14 protein-coding genes and 1 tRNA gene are annotated in these 19,547 nt (G+C 67.1%); 9 read left to right on the top strand and 6 right to left on the bottom strand.

The window, feature by feature from the left end; all coding sequences use genetic code 11:
- Window positions 1-107: 107 nt before the first annotated feature.
- The 3 genes from cysC to ABD05_RS00720 form a co-directional block, all read right to left on the bottom strand.
- Window positions 108-650, bottom strand: a complete 543-nt coding sequence (gene cysC / locus ABD05_RS00730; RefSeq protein WP_047898522.1) for an adenylyl-sulfate kinase — start codon at window positions 648-650, stop codon at window positions 108-110.
- Window positions 651-1,287: 637 nt separating this feature from the next.
- Window positions 1,288-1,362: transfer RNA gene (locus tag ABD05_RS00725), tRNA-Val, on the bottom strand.
- A 187-nt stretch (window positions 1,363-1,549) separates the two neighbouring features.
- Window positions 1,550-2,452, bottom strand: coding sequence for a LysR family transcriptional regulator (locus ABD05_RS00720; RefSeq protein ID WP_047898521.1), 903 nt, complete (start codon window positions 2,450-2,452; stop codon window positions 1,550-1,552).
- A gap of 173 nt (window positions 2,453-2,625) precedes the next feature.
- On the opposite strand from ABD05_RS00720, the gene ABD05_RS00715 reads away from it, so the two are divergent.
- From ABD05_RS00715 to ABD05_RS00705, 3 genes are all read left to right on the top strand, one after another.
- Entirely contained in the window at window positions 2,626-4,377 is a 1,752-nt protein-coding gene (locus ABD05_RS00715; protein ID WP_047898520.1) for an acyl-CoA dehydrogenase family protein, read from the top strand.
- The gene (locus ABD05_RS00710; RefSeq protein WP_047898519.1) at window positions 4,374-5,582 is read left to right on the top strand and encodes a CaiB/BaiF CoA transferase family protein; all 1,209 of its coding nucleotides are present in this window, start codon (window positions 4,374-4,376) and stop codon (window positions 5,580-5,582) included. The genes ABD05_RS00715 and ABD05_RS00710 overlap by 4 nt, the downstream gene beginning before the upstream one ends.
- Before the next feature lie 102 nt (window positions 5,583-5,684).
- Window positions 5,685-7,097, top strand: coding sequence for an MFS transporter (locus ABD05_RS00705; RefSeq protein ID WP_047898518.1), 1,413 nt, complete (start codon window positions 5,685-5,687; stop codon window positions 7,095-7,097).
- 109 nt (window positions 7,098-7,206) lie between these two features.
- Here the strand turns inward: ABD05_RS00705 and ABD05_RS00700 are convergent, their stop codons facing one another.
- Window positions 7,207-7,482 (bottom strand): oxidative damage protection protein, encoded by a 276-nt coding sequence (locus tag ABD05_RS00700; protein ID WP_006478357.1) that lies wholly within the window; start codon window positions 7,480-7,482, stop codon window positions 7,207-7,209.
- Window positions 7,483-7,532: 50 nt separating this feature from the next.
- Entirely contained in the window at window positions 7,533-8,912 is a 1,380-nt protein-coding gene (gene argA, locus ABD05_RS00695; RefSeq protein WP_047898517.1) for an amino-acid N-acetyltransferase, read from the bottom strand.
- Window positions 8,913-8,935: 23 nt separating this feature from the next.
- On the opposite strand from argA, the gene hrpA reads away from it, so the two are divergent.
- From hrpA to ABD05_RS00670, 5 genes are all read left to right on the top strand, one after another.
- Window positions 8,936-13,126 carry an ATP-dependent RNA helicase HrpA gene (gene hrpA / locus ABD05_RS00690; RefSeq protein WP_047898516.1) on the top strand — a complete coding sequence of 1,397 codons (4,191 nt, stop codon included), beginning with the start codon at window positions 8,936-8,938 and terminating at the stop codon, window positions 13,124-13,126.
- Between the two features lie 179 nt (window positions 13,127-13,305).
- The gene (locus ABD05_RS00685) at window positions 13,306-14,295 is read left to right on the top strand and encodes a YVTN family beta-propeller repeat protein (protein WP_047898515.1); all 990 of its coding nucleotides are present in this window, start codon (window positions 13,306-13,308) and stop codon (window positions 14,293-14,295) included.
- A gap of 16 nt (window positions 14,296-14,311) precedes the next feature.
- Window positions 14,312-15,286 carry a sterol desaturase family protein gene (locus ABD05_RS00680; RefSeq protein WP_047898514.1) on the top strand — a complete coding sequence of 325 codons (975 nt, stop codon included), beginning with the start codon at window positions 14,312-14,314 and terminating at the stop codon, window positions 15,284-15,286.
- A gap of 111 nt (window positions 15,287-15,397) precedes the next feature.
- Entirely contained in the window at window positions 15,398-16,231 is an 834-nt protein-coding gene (locus tag ABD05_RS00675; RefSeq protein WP_047898513.1) for an EI24 domain-containing protein, read from the top strand.
- Window positions 16,228-17,043 carry a competence/damage-inducible protein A gene (locus tag ABD05_RS00670; RefSeq protein WP_047898512.1) on the top strand — a complete coding sequence of 272 codons (816 nt, stop codon included), beginning with the start codon at window positions 16,228-16,230 and terminating at the stop codon, window positions 17,041-17,043. The genes ABD05_RS00675 and ABD05_RS00670 overlap by 4 nt, the downstream gene beginning before the upstream one ends.
- Window positions 17,044-17,147: 104 nt before the next feature.
- On the opposite strand, the gene ABD05_RS00665 is transcribed toward ABD05_RS00670, so the two are convergent.
- On the bottom strand, window positions 17,148-17,612 hold the full coding sequence (locus ABD05_RS00665; RefSeq protein WP_034183537.1) for a rhodanese-like domain-containing protein: 465 nt from the start codon (window positions 17,610-17,612) through the stop codon (window positions 17,148-17,150).
- Between the two features lie 406 nt (window positions 17,613-18,018).
- On the opposite strand from ABD05_RS00665, the gene glnA reads away from it, so the two are divergent.
- On the top strand, window positions 18,019-19,434 hold the full coding sequence (glnA, locus tag ABD05_RS00660) for a type I glutamate--ammonia ligase (RefSeq protein ID WP_047898511.1): 1,416 nt from the start codon (window positions 18,019-18,021) through the stop codon (window positions 19,432-19,434).
- Window positions 19,435-19,547 lie beyond the last annotated feature (113 nt).

The raw sequence follows: 19,547 nt of genomic DNA, 5'->3' as shown, positions 1-19,547 counted from the left end.
CGGGCGACGCTGTTCGGCGTTCCCGGCACCGGGCGGTCTTTGAGGCCGGCCCGACCGCCGGAACGCTGGCGGCGCGTCGCTGGACGTGAAATGACGATGGGCCGGGATTACGCGTGCGTGAATCGCTGCCGCTCGAAATCCATGACGAGCGCGACAGAAGAGGCGATATCCATCGTTCCCGTTTCAACGATGAGATCGGGAGCGGTGGGTATTTCGTATGGATCCGAGATGCCGGTGAATTGCGTCGTCTGACCGGTGACCGCTTTTGCGTAAAGCTGCTTCGGATCACGTACGGCACAGGTTGCAATATCGGTTTTCAAGTAGACCTCGACGAACCGGTCCGGGCCGATGATTTGTCGTGCCCGTTGCCGGTCGGCCTCATAAGGCGAGATCAGGGCGACGATTACGGTAAAACCCTGGGCATTGAGCAATTTCGCGATTTCAGCGGTGCGACGACAGTTCTCGGTACGATCTTCTCGCGTGAAGCCGAGATCGGTAGAAACGCCCGCCCGCAATTCGTCGCCGTCGAGTACGCATGTCGGAATATTGCGCGCGCGCAGCTTCCCGGCAATTTCGCGCGAGAGGGTTGACTTGCCGGCGCCGCTCAGACCGGTAAGCCACAGGGTGTAATCGTTCTTCTGTGGGGACATGGGTATGCAATTTCTATCGCCAGCTCACCATCGCAAGTCATGATTCCGTGCCTAAATGCGATGCCGATTCGGCTGGCTGTTATATGGCGTAACGATTCTATGCATCCGGATTTCTACAAATGTTACGAAAAAGTTACCAAAAATTACACTGGCAAATTTCTTTCTTTCGTGCTGAAAGCTTTATGATGGTTTGAATGAAATGTCTGATCTTTGTGTGGATGCCGGATTGGTGGATAGCGCCGGCCCTACGGTGCTTGTTTGGCGAAGAAATAGGGTGTTTTGCGACCGATAGCCGATTTGTCTGATTTGTATCGCCGATGCAAGCCATTTGTGTTTGGCGAATTGCGGGGCGTCAGTTGCCAGGCAACATTTGCGAGAGGTCGTTCCTGAAGAGGATTTCGATTGGCGGTATCTCGCTGTTGTTGGGAAATCGCACAGCTTCAGCAAGTTTGCCGGGCCGGTATTGATATCCCGCAGATCGAATAATGGCGCCGGCAATAGCAGGGAGCCTGCTGTTCGAGTTCGAAGCAGTGCATGCGTGTCGCGGGTATGCCGCCTATCGAGATGGGCGGGCAGTGAATGCCGATCACCAAAACGAAAAGGGCCTGCGTCGTGAGACGCAGGCCCTTGAATTCTTTGGTGGGCGGTACTGGGATCGAACCAGTGACCCCTGCCGTGTGAAGGCAGTGCTCTACCGCTGAGCTAACCGCCCAAAGAAGCTGAAATTATGTCAGAGCTTTTGGGGTTCGTAAAGCCCTTTCTGCAAATTTTTTCCAGACCCGCGCAACGATCGGTCAGCCGGCCGTCGACGGCTCGACGAGATCGAGGATCGAGCCGTCGCACGGTGCCGTTCGATTGACCGGCGTTCGGGATGCGGCAGGCGCAATCCCGACGTCCACTCAGCCCGCGAGCGCGGGCAGCGCGTCGATCGACGCGCGCACGTAGTCGGCGAAGCGCAGCGCCACCGGTTCGGCGGTGCCGATGCGCTTCAGCGCGAGCGTGCGCGATTCGAGCGATGCGTCCTTCAGCGGCCGGAACGCGAGCCGGTCGCTTTTCACCTGCTGCAGCACGCGCGGCACCAGCGCGATGCCCATCCCGAACTCGATCATCGACAGGATCGTCTGCCACAGCCGCGCCTCGTGGCGGATCAGCGGGCTGAATCCCGCGTTCACGCACTGCGCGATGATCAGGTCGTGATAGTGCGGCGCCGCTTCGCGCGGAAACAGGATGAACGGTTCCGTCGCGAGCGAGGCGAGCGCGACCTGCCTGCGCCGCGCGAGCGGATGCGCGGCCGGCAGGCAGCACACGAACGGTTCCGCATAGACGGGCACCGATTCGACCTCGGGCGGGAAGCGGCCCCAGTGCGCATAACCAAGATCGATCTGGCCACGCTGGATCGCCTGCACCTGCGCCTGTGTGTTCATCTCGCTCAGCACGACCTCCACGCCCGGGTAGTCGGCTTCGAAGCGCCGCACCGCATCGGGCAGCCCGCGATACAGCATCGAATGGACGAAGCCGATCCGCAGCCGGCCCGCGAGACCCGACGCGGAACGCACCGTCAGGCGCTCGGCTTCGGCCGCCTGCAGCAGCAGCCGGCGCGCTTCGCCGAGCAGCACCTCGCCCGCGTTGGTCAGCGCGACGGTCTTGTTGGTGCGCGAGAAAAGCTGCACGCCGAGCGCTTCCTCGAACTTGCGGATGTCGAAACTCAGCGCCGGCTGCGAGATGAACAGGCGTTTTGCCGCGCGCCCGAAATGCAGCTCCTCGGCGACCGCCACGAAGTAGCGCAACTGCCTCAGTTCCATGGTGTCTCCTCCCGGCGTCGGCATCGATAAGCGATATCTATCGTACCGGATAAATCCTGTATTGGACGCTTATCGATCGCGCGCCTACGCTCTGCGGAAGCCTTTGCACAAGGCCGGCTGGGCGCCGCGGCGCCGGCACCGGCCGACGTGCAGGCAACCCAGGAGACGCATGCATGAACGACACCATCCGCACGCCGGATACCGGCACATCCAACATCCCCGACAGTCGGGGCATCGATTTCTTCACCGCCGATCCCGATCTCGGTGCGTTGCTGAAGCTGCATCTCGGCGACGCGCTTTATGCCGAACTCGAGCCGCAGCTCCGTGCGCTCGGCGCGCGCGTGTCGGGCGAGCTCGACGAATGGGCGTCGCGCGCGGACAAGCACCCGCCCGTGCTCGAGCACCGCAACCGGCGCGGCGAGGCCGTGCAGCGGATCGACAAGGATCCCGCGTATGTCGCGCTCGAACGCGTCGCGTATTCGGAACTCGGGCTCGCGGCGCTGAGCCACCGGTCCGAATCCGTGCCGCCGCTCGTCAAGTACGCGCTGACGTTCCTGTTCGTGCAGGCAGAATTCGGGCTGTGCTGCCCGGTCAGCATGACCGATTCGCTGACGCGCACGCTGCGCCGCTTCGGCGATCCGGCGCTCGTCGCGCGCTACCTGCCGATGCTCGCGTCGCGCGACTTCGACACGCTGTACCAGGGCGCGATGTTCATGACCGAGCAGGCGGCCGGCTCCGACGTCGGCCGGATCGCGACGCGTGCGTCGCGCGAGACCGACGCGCACGGCGAGACCGTCTGGCGCCTGACCGGCGACAAGTGGTTCTGCTCGAACGCGGATGCCGATCTCGCGATGGTGCTCGCGCGGCCGGACGGCGCACCGGACGGCATCAAGGGCCTCGCGCTGTTCCTGCTGCCGAAGACGCTGCCGGACGGCACGCGCAACCGTTACCGGATCGTGCGATTGAAGGACAAGCTCGGCAGCCGTTCGATGGCGAGCGGCGAGATCGCGCTCGAAGGCGCGCAGGCCTACCTGATCGGCGAGATCGGCCGCGGTTTCCACCAGATGGCCGACATGATCAACATGTCGCGGCTGTCGAACGGCGTGCGCGCGGCCGGGCTGATGCGGCGCGCGCTGAACGAGGCGCTGCACGTCGCCGCGCACCGCGAGGCTTTCGGCCGCAAGCTGATCGAGATGCCGCTGATGCAGCGCCAGTTGATGAAGATGCTGCTGCCGGCCGAGGCCGCGCGCGCAATGTTCATGCAGATCGCGCTGCTGCTGCCGCAGGCCGATGCGGGCGACGAGCAGGCCGCGCGCTGCGTGCGGATCCTGACGCCGCTGATCAAGTTCCGCGCGTGCCGCGATGCGCGCCGCGTGACGGGCGACGCGATGGAGGTGCGCGGCGGCACCGGCTACATCGAGGAATGGAGCGACGCGCGGATCGTGCGCGATGCGCATCTCGGTTCGATCTGGGAAGGCACCAGCAACATCGTCGCGCTCGACGTCGCGCGGGCCGCGCAGCGCGAGCACGCGCTCGACGCGCTGCGCGCGTTACTCGGCGATCGGCTCGGCGCGGCGCCGCTGCCCGACGCGAGCCGCGAGGCGCTGCGGCGCGTTCTCGCGCGCGCATGCGACGCGCTTGCGCGGGTCGCGGCGGAAGGCGACGACGCGCGCGTGCGGCAGGCCGCGTCCGCGCTGTACTACACGAGCGCGGCCGTGCTGATGGCCTGCGAGGGCGTGCGGCTCGCGCCGGATTTTCGGCGCCTCGCGCTCGCGCACCTGGTCGTGCGTCACAAGCTGCTGCCGGTCGATCCGCTCGCGCCGGCCCCGCGCGACGACGAATCGGCCGCATTCGACGCGCTGCTGCGCGGCACGCCGGTGTCGCTCGACACGGCGCTCGACCTGCTGCCGGAGGTCGAACGATGAATCCGACGCGAGGCGCACTGGACGGCCTGAAGGTCGTCGACCTGAGCCGCGTGCTCGGCGGCCCGTACTGCACGCAGGCGCTCGCCGACCACGGCGCGACGGTGGTCAAGATCGAGCCGCCGGCCGGCGACGAAACGCGCGGCTGGGGGCCGCCGTTCCTCGGCGATACCGCGTGGTACTTCATGGGCGTCAACCGCAACAAGGAAGGGCTCGCGCTCGACCTGTCGCGGGACGAAGGGCGCGCGATCCTGTGGCGCCTGCTCGAAGAGGCCGACGTGCTCGTCGAGAACTTCAAGCCCGGCACGCTCGCGCGCTGGGGGATGGACTATGCGCGCGACCTGCAGCAGCGCTTCCCGCGCCTGATCCATTGCGCGGTGACGGGCTTCGGCACAGACGGCCCGCTCGGCGGGCTGCCCGGCTATGACGCGGTGATCCAGGCGATGGCGGGGCTGATGAGCGTCAACGGCGAGCGCGACGGCGACGCAACGCGCATCGGTTTGCCGATCGTCGACATGGTCACGGGGCTCAACGCGCTCGCGGGCATCCTGCTGGCGCTTGCGGAGCGCGAGAAGAGCGGGCGCGGGCAGTCGATCGACATCGCGCTGTACGACTGCGGCGTGTCGCTGCTGCATCCGCACCTGCCGAACTTCTTCGGCTCGGGGCGCGTGCCGGCGCGCAGCGGCAACGCGCATCCGAACATCGCGCCGTACGACAGCTACCGCACGGCGACCGTGCCGATCTTCGTCGCGGTCGGCAACGACCGGCAGTTCGCGCGGCTCGTCGCGCATCTCGGCGCGCCGGCGCTCGCGGCGGATCCGCGCTTCGTCGACAACCGCAGCCGCTGCGCGCACCGGTCCGAGCTGAAGGCCGAACTGGAGGCGCGGCTCGCCGCGCATGCGTGCGAGCCGCTCGCGCGCGACCTGATGGCGGCCGGCGTGCCGTGCGGGCCGGTGCGAACGGTGGCCGACGTCGCACACGATCCGCATGCGCTGCACCGGAACCTGTTCGTCGAAATCGGTGCGTATCGCGGCACCGCGTCGCCGGCGAAGCTGTCGCGCACGCCAGCCACCTACCGAACGCCGCCGCCCGCGCTCGGCCGCGACACGCGCGCGGTGCTCGATCGGCTCGGCGTCGATCGCGCGGTTCAGCAGCAACTGCTCGATGCCGGCGTGCTGAAAACGGCACCCGGCCAGGCGCCCGACTAGGCGCCTCCGACCGGCACAACGCCGCCGGCCGGCGGCGTTATGCCGGCCACCCGGGAAAGGCGCGCGGCAGTCGCGCCCCCGAACACAAACCTGGAGACATCGATGAGCCGTCCGCAATCCCCGCCCGCCGCGCACCCGCGGCCAGGCCGCGCCGCCTTCGCGGCGTTCGTCGGCACCACGATCGAGTGGTACGACTTCTACATCTACGGCACGGCCGCGGCACTCGTGTTCGGCAAGGTGTTCTTTTCGAGCACGATGGACCCCGGCGTCGCGACGCTGCTCGCGTTCGTCACGTTCTGGGCCGGCTTCGCCGCGCGGCCGCTCGGCGGGATCGTGTTCGGGCATCTCGGCGATCGCGTCGGCCGCAAGACGGCCCTCGTGATCACGCTGGTGATGATGGGCCTCGCGACGACCGGTATCGGCCTGCTGCCAGGTTATGCGCAGATCGGCGTATGGGCGCCGGCCGGCCTCGTCGTGCTGCGTGTGCTGCAGGGCGTCGCGGTCGGCGGCGAGTGGGGCGGCGCGGTGCTGATCGCGAGCGAGAACGCGCCGAAGCATCGCAGCATCCTGTATGCGGCGTTCGCGCAGCAGGGCTCGCCCACCGGCAACCTGCTCGCGACGGCCGCGTTCTTCGCGCTGAGCGCATTGCCGACGCCGTCCTTCCTGATGTGGGGCTGGCGCATTCCGTTCCTGCTGTCGGCCGTGCTCGTGATCATCGGCATGGTGATCCGGCTGAAGCTCGAGGAATCGGTCGACATGCAGCGCGTGCTCGCGCGCAAGCGCACGGTGAAGCTGCCGCTGCGCGATGTCGTGCGCGATCACTGGGTGGTCGTGCTGCTCGCGGCCGGCACGCTGCCGGTGATCAACGTCACGTATTTCCGCAGCACGTTCGCGCTGTCGTGGGCGACGAAGGAGCTCGGCTACGCGCAGGGCACGTTCCTCGGCATCCTGTCGATTTCGCTCGTCGTGCAGTTCCTGCTGCAGCCGGTCGGCGCGTGGTTCGTGTCGAAGGTCGACATGCGTCGCGCGATGTGCTGGATCCTGATTCCGGAAATCGTGCTGATGCCCGTGATGTTCCATGCGCTCGCGACGCGCTCGTACTGGGTCGCCGTCGCGGGCATGTGCATCTCGACGATTCCGTCCGCGATGTTCTACGGCGCGGTCGGCGGCGTGCTCGCGCGCGTGTTTCCGGCCAACATCCGCTACACGGGCCTGTCGCTCGCGTATCAACTGAGCGCGCTCGTCGTCGGCGGCGGCACGCCCGTGCTCGCGCAGGCGATCCTCAATTCGACGGGCAGCATCGTCGGTGTCGCGGTCGCATCGGGGCTTTACGCGCTCGTGTCGCTCGTCTGCATGCTGGCGCTGCTGAACCGCACCGGGTATCGCGCGGACGAACTGTCGAGCGCCGAGCGCAGCGATGCCGCGGAATGGGGCACCGAAGGCGGAAGCGCTGAAAGCGCGAGCGGCGGGCCGCAGCAGCCGGGCGACGGCGGCGCGCTGAAACCGGCGGGTTGAGTCGCATCGATCGCGCGACCCCAAAAGATAAACGGCACCGTGCGATACACGGTGCCGTCTTTTTTCGGATCACGCGGCCGGCAGGCTGCCGATTCCGCGCATCATGCCATCAGCCTTCCGTCGGCGGCACGTAGCCGGACGCCTGGTCCGCGCCGTCGCCGAAGAAGTACTTCTCGGTCTGCTTCATCAGGTACTGGCGTGCACGCGGATCGGCCATGTTCAGGCGGTTTTCGTTGATCAGCATCGTCTGCTGCTTGAGCCAGCCCTGCCATGCTTCCTTCGAGACGCTTTCATAGATGCGCTTGCCGAGTTCGCCCGGTAGCGGCGGGAAATCGAGACCTTCGGCTTCCTTGCCGAGCTTCGCGCATTGAATCATACGGGCCATCGTGTACTTCTCCTGTAATCGGACTGGGGGGAGGGCAGTCGTGCCTGCGCTCAGAGCTGCTTCATCAGCACGAGCGACTTGCGCTGCCAGTTATAGAGTTTGCGGCGATCTTCCGGCAGGTCGTCGACGCTGACCTTGACGAAGCCGCGCTTGAGGAACCAGTGCTCGGTGCGCGTCGTGAGCACGAAGATGTGCGTGAGGCCGCGCGCGCGTGCGCGCTGCTCGATGCGCTTGAGCAGGCGTTCGCCGTCGCCCGAGCCCTGCGCTTCCGGCGCGACCGTCAGGCACGCCATCTCGCCGATCTTCTCCAGCGGATACGGATAGAGCGCCGCGCAGCCGAACAGCACGCCATCGTGCTCGATCACCGAGAAGTGGTCGATGTCGCGCTCGATCTGGTGGCGGCCGCGCCGCACCAGCGTGCCGTCCGTCTCGAGCGGCTCGATCAGCGACAGGATGCCGCCGACGTCGTCCGGCGTCGCTTCGCGCAGGCTCTCGAGGTTCTCGTACGAGATCATCGTGCCGACGCCGTCGTGCAGGAACAGTTCCAGCAGCATGCTGCCGTCGAGCGATTGCGGGATCAGGTGCGCACGGGTCACGCCGCCACGGCAAGCGCGGATCGCGTGCTTCAGGAAGAACGCGTCGTCGCCTTGCAGGTCACCGGAATCGAGCAGGTCGGCGGCCGAATCGAGCGACATTTCGCGGATCAGCTCGCCTTCGTCGTCGACGATGCCGGGGCCGTCGGTCAGGAACACGATCTTGTCGGCGCGCAGCGCGATCGCGGCAGCCGACGCGACGTCTTCCATCGACAGGTTGAACGCCTCGCCGGTCGGCGAGAAACCGAGCGGCGACAGCAGCACGAGCTTGCGGCTCGCGAGCGAATGGCGGATCGATTCGGCGTCGATCTTGCGTACGATGCCCGTATGCGCGAAATCGACCCCGTCGAGAATCCCCACCGGCCGCGCGGTCACGAAGTTGCCCGACACGACGCTGATGTGCGCGTGCGCCATCGGCGAGTTCGGCAGCCCCTGGCTGATCGCGGCCTCGATGTCGAGACGCACTTCGCCGGCCGCTTCCTTCGCGGATTCGAGCGCACGCGCATCGGTGATGCGCAGGCCGTGCGAAAACTCGGATTCGACACCATGCAGGCTCAGCTGCTCCTCGACCTGCGGGCGCGAGCCGTGCACGAGCACGATCTGGATGCCCATCGCCTGCAGCAGCGCGATGTCGGACACGAGCGCGTTCAGCAGCCCCTGCTGCACCACCTCGCCGCCGAACCCCACGACGAACGTGCTGTTGCGGAACTTGTGGATATAGGGCGCGACGGAGCGCATCCAGTCGACGAACTGCGCGTGGCTGGCGGCCGAATCGTCGGCGGCCGGCGGCGTCGCGGCACCGGACTGGGCGGGAGGGAGGTCGGTTTGGGAATTCATGGGCGGGATTATAATGCGCCCCCATGTCGAATGTACCTAAAAGTCCCGCGCCGACGCGGGCCAAAGCGCCGTCGGCCCGGCACCCGGATGGTGCGGCCGATGCGCGCGCGCAGCAGGGCCAGCCGCCGCGCCAGCAGCAGGACAAGCAGGCGGGCCAGCCGCCGCGCGGGCCGCGCGGCGACGAACGCCGCGGCGATGCGCGCCAGCCGGCCGCGGCGACCGCACCCGATGCACGCACCCCGCGCCGCGAGCGTCCGCCGCGCGCTGCCGTCGCGCCGAATCCCGTTCCGCCGATCACGTACCCCGAAAGCCTGCCCGTATCGGGCAAGCGCGACGAAATCGCGCGCGCGATTGCCGGTCACCAGGTTGTCATCGTCTGCGGCGAAACGGGCTCGGGCAAGACCACGCAGTTGCCGAAGATCTGTCTCGATCTCGGCCGCGGCCTCGGCGCCGGCGGCACGGGCCTGATCGGCCATACGCAGCCGCGCCGCCTCGCCGCGTCGTCGACCGGCCGCCGGATCGCCGAAGAGCTCGGCACGCCGTTCGGCGAGGTGGTCGGCTACAAGGTGCGCTTTACCGACAACCTCGCGCCGGGCGCGTCCGTGAAGCTGATGACGGACGGCATCCTGCTCGCCGAGACGCAGACCGACCCGCTGCTGAAGGCGTACGACACGCTGATCATCGACGAGGCGCACGAGCGCAGCCTGAACATCGACTTCCTGCTCGGCTACCTGAAGGAAATCCTGCCGAGGCGGCCGGACCTGAAGCTGATCGTCACGTCCGCGACGATCGACGCCGATCGTTTCGCGCGCCATTTCGGCACCGACGAGCGCCCGGCGCCCGTGATCGAGGTGAGCGGGCGGCTGTATCCGGTCGAGATGCGCTACCGCCCGGTGGCCGAGGATCGTCCGGCCGTGAAACATGCCGAAGGCACGGCCGGCCGCGACCGCGTGAAGACCGCGCGCGAGGCCGAGCGCGATCTGATGGACGCGATCGTCGACGCGGTCGACGAGCTGTGCCGCGAGGGCTCCGGCGACGTGCTGGTGTTCCTGCCCGGCGAGCGCGAGATCCGCGAGGCGGCCGAGGCGCTGCGCAAGCACCATCCGCCGCACACCGAGATCCTGCCGCTGTTCGCGCGGCTCTCGGCGGCCGACCAGGACAAGGTGTTCAAGGCGTCGAACGCGCGCCGGATCGTGCTCGCGACCAACGTGGCCGAGACGTCGCTGACGGTGCCGGGCATCCGCTACGTCGTCGACACCGGGCTTGCACGCGTGAAGCGCTATTCGTACCGGAACAAGGTCGAGCAACTGCAGGTCGAGTCGATCTCGCAGGCCGCGGCGAACCAGCGCGCGGGCCGCTGCGGTCGCGTGGCCGACGGCGTCTGCATCCGTTTGTACGAGGAAAGCGACTACCAGGCGCGCGCGCGCTTCACCGATCCGGAAATCCTGCGCTCGTCGCTCGCGTCGGTGATCCTGCGGATGAAGTCGCTGCACCTGACGGCGATCGAATCGTTCCCGTTCCTCGAGCCGCCGCCCGGCCGCGCGATCGCGGACGGCTACCAGTTGCTCAACGAGCTCGGCGCGGTCGACGACGACAACGCGCTGACGCCGCTCGGCCGCGAACTCGCGCGGCTGCCGCTCGACCCGCGCGTCGGCCGGATGATTCTCGCCGCGCGCGACCAGCAGTCGCTGCGCGAGGTGCTGATCATCGCGAGCGCGCTGTCCGTGCAGGACCCGCGCGATCGGCCGATCGAAGCGCAGGAGCAGGCCGACCAGGCGCACCGCCGGTTCGCCGACGAGCGTTCCGAATTCCTGCAGTGGCTGAAGATCTGGGCGTGGTTCGAAGAGGCCGTCGCGCACAAGAAGTCGAATCGCCAATTGATAGACGCGTGCCGGCAGAACTTCCTGTCGCACCTGCGGCTGCGCGAGTGGCGCGACGTCCATTCGCAGTTGCTGACCGTCGTGCGCGAGCACGGCTGGCGGCTCAACGAAGTCGAGGCAACCTACGAACAGGTCCATCTGGCCCTGTTGACGGGCCTGCTCGGTAACCTGGGCCTGAAGGCCGACGACGATCCGCACTACCTCGGCGCGCGCGGGATCAAGTTCTACCTGTGGCCGGGCTCCGTGCTCGCGAAGAAGGCCGGCCGCTGGGTGATGGCGGCCGAACTCGTCGAGACGAGCCGGCTGTACGCGCGTTGCCTTGCGAAGATCGAGCCCGAATGGATCGAGAAGGTCGGCGCGCACCTGCTGAAGAAATCGCTGTCGGAGCCGCACTGGGAAAAGCGCCCGGCGCAGGTCAGCGCGTACGAGCGCGCGACGCTGTACGGGCTGCCGATCTACCACCGCCGGCGCGTCGCGTTCGGCAAGCAGGATCCGGCCCGCGCGCGCGAGCTGTTCATCCGCGGCGCGCTGGTCGAAGGCGAGTTCGACACGAAGCTCGCGTTCTTCGCGCACAACCGCAAGCTGCTCGCCGACATCGAGCAGCTCGAGCACAAGTCGCGCCGGCAGGACGTGCTGGTCGACGACGAGCTGATCTACGCGTTCTACGACCAGGCGATTCCGGAAGGGATCCATACGGGCGTCGCGTTCGAGCGCTGGTATCGCGACGCGGTGAAGCAGGGCGGCCAGCCCGAGGACAAGCTGCGGTTGCTGTACCTGTCGCGCGACGACCTGATGCGCCACGAGGCGGCTGGCGTGACGACCGAGCTGTTCCCGAAGCGCGCGACGATGGCCGGCGTCGAGATGGCGCTCACGTACCACTTCGAACCCGGCACGCCGCGCGACGGCGTGACGCTCGCGGTGCCGCTGTACGCGCTGAACCAGGTCGACGCGCGCCGCTGCGAGTGGCTCGTGCCGGGGATGCTGAAGGAAAAGGTGCAGTTGCTGCTGAAGTCGCTGCCGCAGAAGCTGCGCCGCCACTGCGTGCCGCTGCCCGAGTACGCGGCCGGTTTCGTCGAGCGGATGGGCCGCGAGCGCTTCGGCGCGGGCGGGCTCGTCGAGGCGCTGATCGCCGACGTGCGCGGCGAGACGCAGGTCGCGATGAAGACGGCCGACTTCAAGCTCGAGACGCTGCCCGCGCACCTGTTCATGAACTTCAAGGTGATCGACGAGCACGGCCGCCAGCTCGCGATGGGGCGCAATCTCGCGCAGCTTCGCCAGGAACTCGGCGCACAGGCGCAGCAGCAATTCCAGAAGATCGCCGCGGCGTCGACGATCTCGACCGGCGGCGAGGCCGATGCCGGGCCGACAGCCGGCACGGCGCCGGCGCCTGCCGCCACGGCCGGTGCCGCCGTCCGTGGTGCGAAGCCCGGCAAGGGCGCGGCGCCGCAGACGGCCGCTCCGGCGGAAGCCGGCGCGACGGCGCTGTACGAGAACCTGACGACGTGGAATTTCGGCAAGCTCCCCGAGCTGCTGGAGATCCGCCGGCGCGGCCAGACGCTGTACGGCTACCCGGCGCTCGTCGACCGCGGCACGCATTGCGACGTCGAGGTGTTCGATTCGCCGGAGGAGGCCGCGCGCATCCACCGGGCCGGCTTGCGGCGGCTGTTCGCGCTGCAGCTGAAGGAGCCGATCAAGTTCCTCGAGAAGAACCTGCCGGGCCTGCGCGAGATGGCGATGCAGTACATGTCGCTCGGCACGCAGGACGAGTTGCGCGACCAGTTGATCGACACGGCGCTCGACCGCGCGTGCCTGCAGGATCCGCTGCCCGGCGACGATGCGAGCTTCCACGCGCGGCGCGACGAGGGCCGCAGCCGCCTGAACCTGCTCGCGCAGGAAATCGCGCGGCTCGTCGGGCAGATCCTCGCCGAATACGCGGGGCTCGTGAAGAAACTCGCGCAGGCGAAGCCGTTCGCGCAGGCGCACGCGGATCTGCAGCAGCAGCTCGCCGCGCTGGTCGGCAAGCGCTTCGTGATCGATACGCCTTACGTGCAGCTTGCGCACTTCCCGCGCTACCTGAAGGGCATCGCGCTGCGGATCGACAAGCTGAAGGCCGATCCGGCGCGCGACGCGAAGCAGTCCGCCGACCTGTTGCCGCTCGCCCAGCAGTACCAGCGCGCGGTGTCGCAGCGCGGCGGCGTCGCCGACCCGCGGCTCGCGGAATTCCGCTGGCTGCTCGAGGAACTGCGAATTTCGCTGTTCGCGCAGGAACTGCGTACGCCGATGCCGGTCTCTGTCAAGCGCCTGCACAAGGTCTGGGAGTCGATGCAGCGCTAGCGCAACATCGGTTTTCCGGGCCCGCACCGGCGGCCGGCCCCGGCCGGCCGCACGGCGTATGCCGCGCCGGCCTGTCCGGCCTCGTGGCGTGCGTCGAAGTGGCGCAACGGCGGTTTACGTCAACCGGCGAGGCCGGTTGAACGTTTTACAATGACGGTTGTTCCACGACGTGAGTCTTCATGCGCACTTTCCTTTCCCTCGGCCGCACGCTCGCGCTGGCCGCCGCCGTGCTGGCGCCCGCCGCACACGCGAATAACGTGATCGTCCTCAATTCGGCCGAAGCGACGCTTTCCCTGATCGACCAGCAGACTCGCGAGGTCGTCGGCACGATGCCGACCGGCAAGGAACCGCATCACCTGATGGCGACGCCCGACAATTCGTCGCTGATCGTCGCGAATTCGGTCTCGAACAGCCTGATGTTCGTCGATCCGAAGACGGGCAAGCTGCAACGCACGGTCGAAGGCATTGAGGATCCGTACCAGCTCGGCTTCTCGCCCGATCACAAGTGGTTCGTGTCGACCGGGCTGCGCCTCGATCGCCTCGACATCTACAGCTACGACGGCCGTGACGTGAAGATCGCGAAGCGCCTGCCGCTCGCGGTGATGCCGAGCCACCTCGCGTTTACGAAGGACAGCAAGACGGTGCTCGTGTCGCTGCAGGTGTCCGGCGAGATCGCGGCGGTCGACCTCGCTACCCAGACGGTCAAGTGGAAGATGCCGGTCGGCAAGGTGCCGGCGGGCCTGTGGCTCACGCCGGACGACAAATTCCTGCTCGTCGGGATGACCGGCGCGGATTACGTCGCGGTGGTCGACTGGCGCAACCAGAAGATCGTCAAGCAGATCCACACGGGCAACGGCGCGCACAACTTCCGCTCGCTCGCCGACGGCACGCACGTCGCGATCACGAATCGGGTCGCGAACACGATCAGCATCATCGACGAGAACACGCTCACCAACGTCGGCGACATCACCGGCCTGCTGCCGGGCCCCGACGACATGGAGCTGTCGGCCGACAAGAAGACGCTGTGGGTCACGTTCCGCTTCGCGAAGAAGGTCGGGATCATCGACCTCTCGTCGCGCAAGCTGGTGCAGACGATCGCAGTCGGCCGCTCGCCGCACGGCATCTACTTCTACGACCGCGCGCCGTGGAAGGCGGCGAACGGCGCGTGACGGGTGGAGGCGAACGATGCTGCACCTGATCGATGCGTTCGTGTCGGACATCCAGACCTGGCTGTACGTCGATGTCGTGCAGCCGCTCCTCTTCAAGTTCAACCTGATGGGCTATGACGAGGACACCTACGACGCGCTGTACTGGGTGATCATCGGCGCGCTGCAGATGGTGCTGATGTTCGCGCTGCTGCGCCCGCTCGAGGCGCTGCTGCCGGTCGAGCGCTGGAAGAACCGCCGCGCCGTGCGGGTCGACGTGATCTACACGGCGATCTCGAAGCTCGGCATCTACGCGCTGTTCTTCTTCTTCGCGCTGCAGCCGGTGTTCGACAGCTTCCAGGCATGGCTGCGCCTGCACGGCGTCGCGAACGTCAATCTCGACTATCTGTGGCCGGGCGTGACCTCGCAGCCGATCGTCGCGTTCGCGATCTATCTCGTCGTGCTCGACTTCGCCGGCTACTGGTATCACCGCTGGCAGCACAAGTTCGGCATCTGGTGGGAGCTGCACGCCGTGCATCACAGCCAGCGGCAGATGTCGCTGTGGTGCGACGACCGCAACCACCTGCTCGACGACGTGATCCAGTCGTGCTTTTTCGCGTCGATCGCGCTCGTGATCGGCGTGACGCCGTCGCAGTTCGTCGTGCTGACCGCGTTCACGAACTTCATGCAGAGCATTCAGCACACGAATGCACGGCTGTCGTTCGGCTGGCTCGGCGAGCGCCTGCTCGTGAGCCCGATCTTCCACCGGCGCCACCATGCGGTCGGCTACGGCCACGAAGGCACCAAGTACGGCTGCAACTTCGGCGTGCTGTTCCCGTGGTGGGACATGATGTTCGGCACCGCGTCGTGGAACCGCACGGTCGAGCCGACCGGCATCCGCGAGCAGGTCGAGGGCGTGTCCTACGGCGAAGGCTTCTGGGCGCAGCACGGCCTCGCGTTCGTGCGGATCTTCCGGCGCCTGTTCCCCGCGAAGCGCGGCGCGGCGTCGGCCTGACCCGGCCACACTCCCGTTGAACGGCTCTCCCACGCGGCCCGCATGCGCTTTGGCGCATGCGGGCCGCGTGGTTTATCCTTTCCCCGTTTTTCTCCGTCCATACAGGCTCGCATGAACGACTTGCTGCGCTCCTTCGTCCGGGCATTGGCGAGCGCATTGCATCCGCGCATGCTCTGGCTCACCCTGATGCCGTTCCTCGTCTCGGCCGTCCTGTGGGGCGTCTTGCTGTGGTTCTCGTGGCAGACGCTGATCGACGCCGCGCGCGGCGCGCTCGACGGCTTCGTGCTGACGGCCGCGCTGTATCGCGCGTTCGACGCGATCGGCATGTCGCAGCTGCATGCGGTCGTCGCACCGTTCGTGGTCGTGTCGCTCGCGATCCCGCTGATCGTGCTGACCGTGCTGCTGCTGATCGCGACGATTTCGATGCCGGTCGTGATCAAGCACCTGTCGAACCGGCAGTTCGCGGCGCTCGAGGCGAAGCGGGGCGGCACCTTCCTCGGCAGCGTGTTCAATTCGCTGGGGGCGGCGCTGGCCGGTGTCGTCGTGCTCGTCGTCACGATCCCGCTGTGGCTGATCCCGCCGTTCTTCGCGCTGCTGCCGCCGGTGATCTGGGGCTGGCTCACGTACCGCGTGATGACCTACGACGCGCTCGCGCTGCACGCGAGCCGCGACGAGCGTCGCGCGCTCGTGAAGCAGCACCGCTGGCCGCTGATCGGCATCGGCGTCGCGACCGGGCTGCTCGGCACCGTGCCGACCTTCGTGTGGGTATCGTCGGTCTGGATGATGGTGCTGTTTCCGTTCGTCGCGGCGGCCATGATCTGGGTTTACGCTTTCATCCTCGTCTTCTCGGCGCTGTGGTTCGGGCACTATTGCCTGCGCGCGCTGGAGGACCTGCGCGCGAGCGCGAGCGCGCGCGCCACCGCAATCGACATGGGGCAGGCATGAGCATCGGCATCATCATCATCGGCGACGAAATCCTCTCGGGCCGCCGGCAGGACAAGCATCTGGCGAAGGTCATCGAGCTGCTCGGCGCGCGCGGCCTCGCGCTCGACTGGGCCGAATACGTCGGCGACGATCCGGCGCGCATCACGGCGACGCTCGCACGCGCGATCGCGTCGGGCGACATCGTGTTCTCGACGGGCGGCATCGGCGCGACGCCGGACGACCACACGCGCCAGTGCGCGGCCGCCGCGCTCGGCGTGCCGCTCGAACTGCATCCGGAAGCGAAGGTGCTGATCTCGGAGCGGATCCGGGAAACCCACGGCGATCCGGCCACGCCGGTCGACTTCGATTCGCCGGAGAACCAGCACCGCTTCAACATGGGCGTGTTCCCGGTCGGCGCGACGATCATCCCGAACGGCTACAACCGGATTCCGGGCTTCTCGGTCGGCGATCTGCACTTCGTGCCGGGCTTCCCGGTGATGGCCTGGCCGATGATCGAATGGGTGCTCGATACGAAATACGCGCACCTGCATCACGCGACGCCGCACGCGGAGCGTTCGCTGTACGTGTTCGAATTGCCGGAATCGACGCTCACGCCGCTGATGGAGCGCATCGAGCGCGACTTCCCGGGCGTGCGCGTGTTCAGCCTGCCGAGCGTGGGCGACGCGGAGCGGGGCGGCATCTATGCGCGCCGTCACATCGACCTCGGCGTGAAAGGCGAGCCGGAAGCGGTCGCGGCCGCGTTCGTGAAGCTGCGCGAAGGCGTGCACCTGCTCGGCGGCGACGTCGTCGAGCCCGACACGCCGCGCGCCTGACCCACCGCCCAAAAAGCAACGGGCCGCGCAACGCGGCCCGTCATCGGCATGTCATCGCCCGGCTCGACGATGGGGTTGTCGCAACCGGTCGGGAACGCGCGCCGTCAGGCGCCGATCCACGGCAGTTTGCGGAAGCACCAGCCGTCGACCGTCTTGCGGTGGCCTTCGGCGTCCTTTGCACCCTCGAAGCCTTCGAGCAGGTCGAACGCCTTCGTGAAGCCGGCCTGCGACGACGCGACCGCGGCGAGCTTCGAGCGCGCGGCGCTGCGGCACAGGAACAGCACGGGCGTATCGGGCGCGATGGCCGCCTTCAGTTCGTTGACGAATTCGGCGTTCGGCACGCCGCCCGGGTAGCGCGTCCATTCGAGGTGCAGGTACTGGCCGTCGCCGACGAGCGGGCGGCCGATCCAGTCGAGCTCGGCGCGGGTGCGCACGTCGACGAGGCGCGCCGACGGGTCGAGCTGCAGCAGTTCGAATGCCTCGACCGGCAGCAGTGCGCCGGCGTAGTTGAGCGCGCCTTGGGCGCGGCGTTCGTCGGCCTTCGCGTAAAGCTGGTCGAGCGTACTCATGGCGGGGAGTCTCCTTGTCGTTCAAACAAACATTCTAGCGCGGTGTCGTGGCACGGACGTCCGCATGCGGCACGGTGCACGCACCGCACACGCGTTCACCAAAAGAGTGCAGAATGGCCTGCATGCACCAGAATGATTCCGCGGGCGCGGCGCATCGCGACGATTGCACCACGGCGGTGCCATCGGTTGGCGGCCGGTGCGGCGCCGGGCCCCGGAATTGCGCAGCACAGCCCCGTCGCGGCGAGCGCCGGCGCGATTCGCGCCGGTCTTGCACATGGGTGGCACGGAAGCTGCTTTATAGGTTTCGGTCGAATCGGGGCGCGCTGCGCCAAAGCAAGACCCCGATCAGCTCGATAAACGAGGCGGTTCCCAGTCCGCCGGAATTGTTCAATCAGGAGAAGAGGTTATGAGTAAAACCGTCGCCGACGTCATGCAGCTCGTGAAGGACGAGGACGTCAAGTTTGTCGATTTCCGCTTCACGGATACGCGCGGCAAGGAACAGCACGTGTCGGTGCCGGTTTCGGCGTTTGACGAAGACAAGTTCGAAAGCGGTCATGCATTCGACGGTTCGTCGATCGCGGGCTGGAAGGGCATCGAGGCGTCGGACATGCTGCTCATGCCGGACCCGACCGCCGCATTCATCGACCCGTTCTATGAAGAGTCGACCCTCGTGCTGACCTGCGACGTGGTCGAACCGGCCGACGGCAAGGGCTACGAGCGCGATCCGCGTTCGCTCGCGAAGCGCGGCGAAGCGTACCTGAAGAGCACGGGCATCGGCGACACGGCCTATTTCGGTCCGGAACCGGAATTCTTCATTTTCGACTCGGTCCAGTGGAACACGGACATGTCGGGCTGCTTCGTGAAGATCAACTCGGAAGAAGCACCGTGGTCGGCCGGCAAGGAATTCGAAGGCGGCAACACGGGCCACCGTCCGGGCACGAAGGGCGGCTACTTCCCGGTCGCGCCGGTCGACACGTTCCAGGACATCCGTTCGGAAATGTGCCTGCTGCTCGAACAGCTCGGCATCCCGGTCGAAGTGCACCACCACGAAGTGGCGGGCCAGGGCCAGAACGAAATCGGCACGAAGTTCTCGACGCTCGTGCAGCGCGCCGACTGGACGCAATGGTCGAAGTACATCATCCATAACGTCGCGCACTCGTACGGCAAGACGGCGACGTTCATGCCGAAGCCGGTCGTCGGCGACAACGGTTCGGGCATGCACGTTCACCAGTCGATCTGGAAGGACGGCCAGAACCTGTTCGCGGGCAACGGCTACGCCGGCCTGTCGGAACTGGCGCTGTTCTACATCGGCGGCATCATCAAGCACGCCCGTGCACTGAACGCGATCACGAACCCGACGACGAACTCGTACAAGCGTCTGGTCCCGCACTTCGAAGCACCGGTCAAGCTGGCCTACTCGGCACGCAACCGTTCGGCATCGATCCGCATTCCGCACGTGTCGAACCCGAAGGGCCGCCGTATCGAAACGCGCTTCCCGGATCCGATGGCGAACCCGTACCTGTGCTTCACGGCGCTGATGATGGCCGGCCTCGACGGGATCCAGAACAAGATCCATCCGGGCGAAGCAGCCGACAAGAACCTGTACGACCTGCCGCCGGAAGAGGATGCAAAGATCCCGACCGTCTGCGCGGGCCTCGACCAGGCACTCGAAGCGCTCGACAAGGATCGCGAGTTCCTGACGCGCGGTGGCGTGTTCACGGACGGCATGATCGATGCGTACCTCGCGCTGAAGGAGCAGGAGCTGGCGAAGTTCCGCATGACGACGCACCCGATCGAGTTCGAGATGTACTACTCGCTGTAATCGGCGATGGCGCTTCGATTCAGCGCCGTTTTGCCGGTTCGTTCCCGTCGCGCAGGCTGCGGCGGGAACAGCGGAGTCTGAAAGGGGACGGCGTCCAGCCGTCCCTTTTTTGT

Origin of the sequence: Burkholderia pyrrocinia, from assembly GCF_001028665.1 — a bacterium.
Classification (GTDB): domain Bacteria; phylum Pseudomonadota; class Gammaproteobacteria; order Burkholderiales; family Burkholderiaceae; genus Burkholderia; species Burkholderia pyrrocinia.
The sequence above is the reverse complement of the archived record's forward strand: the minus strand, read 5'-3'. Positions and strand labels throughout refer to the sequence as shown.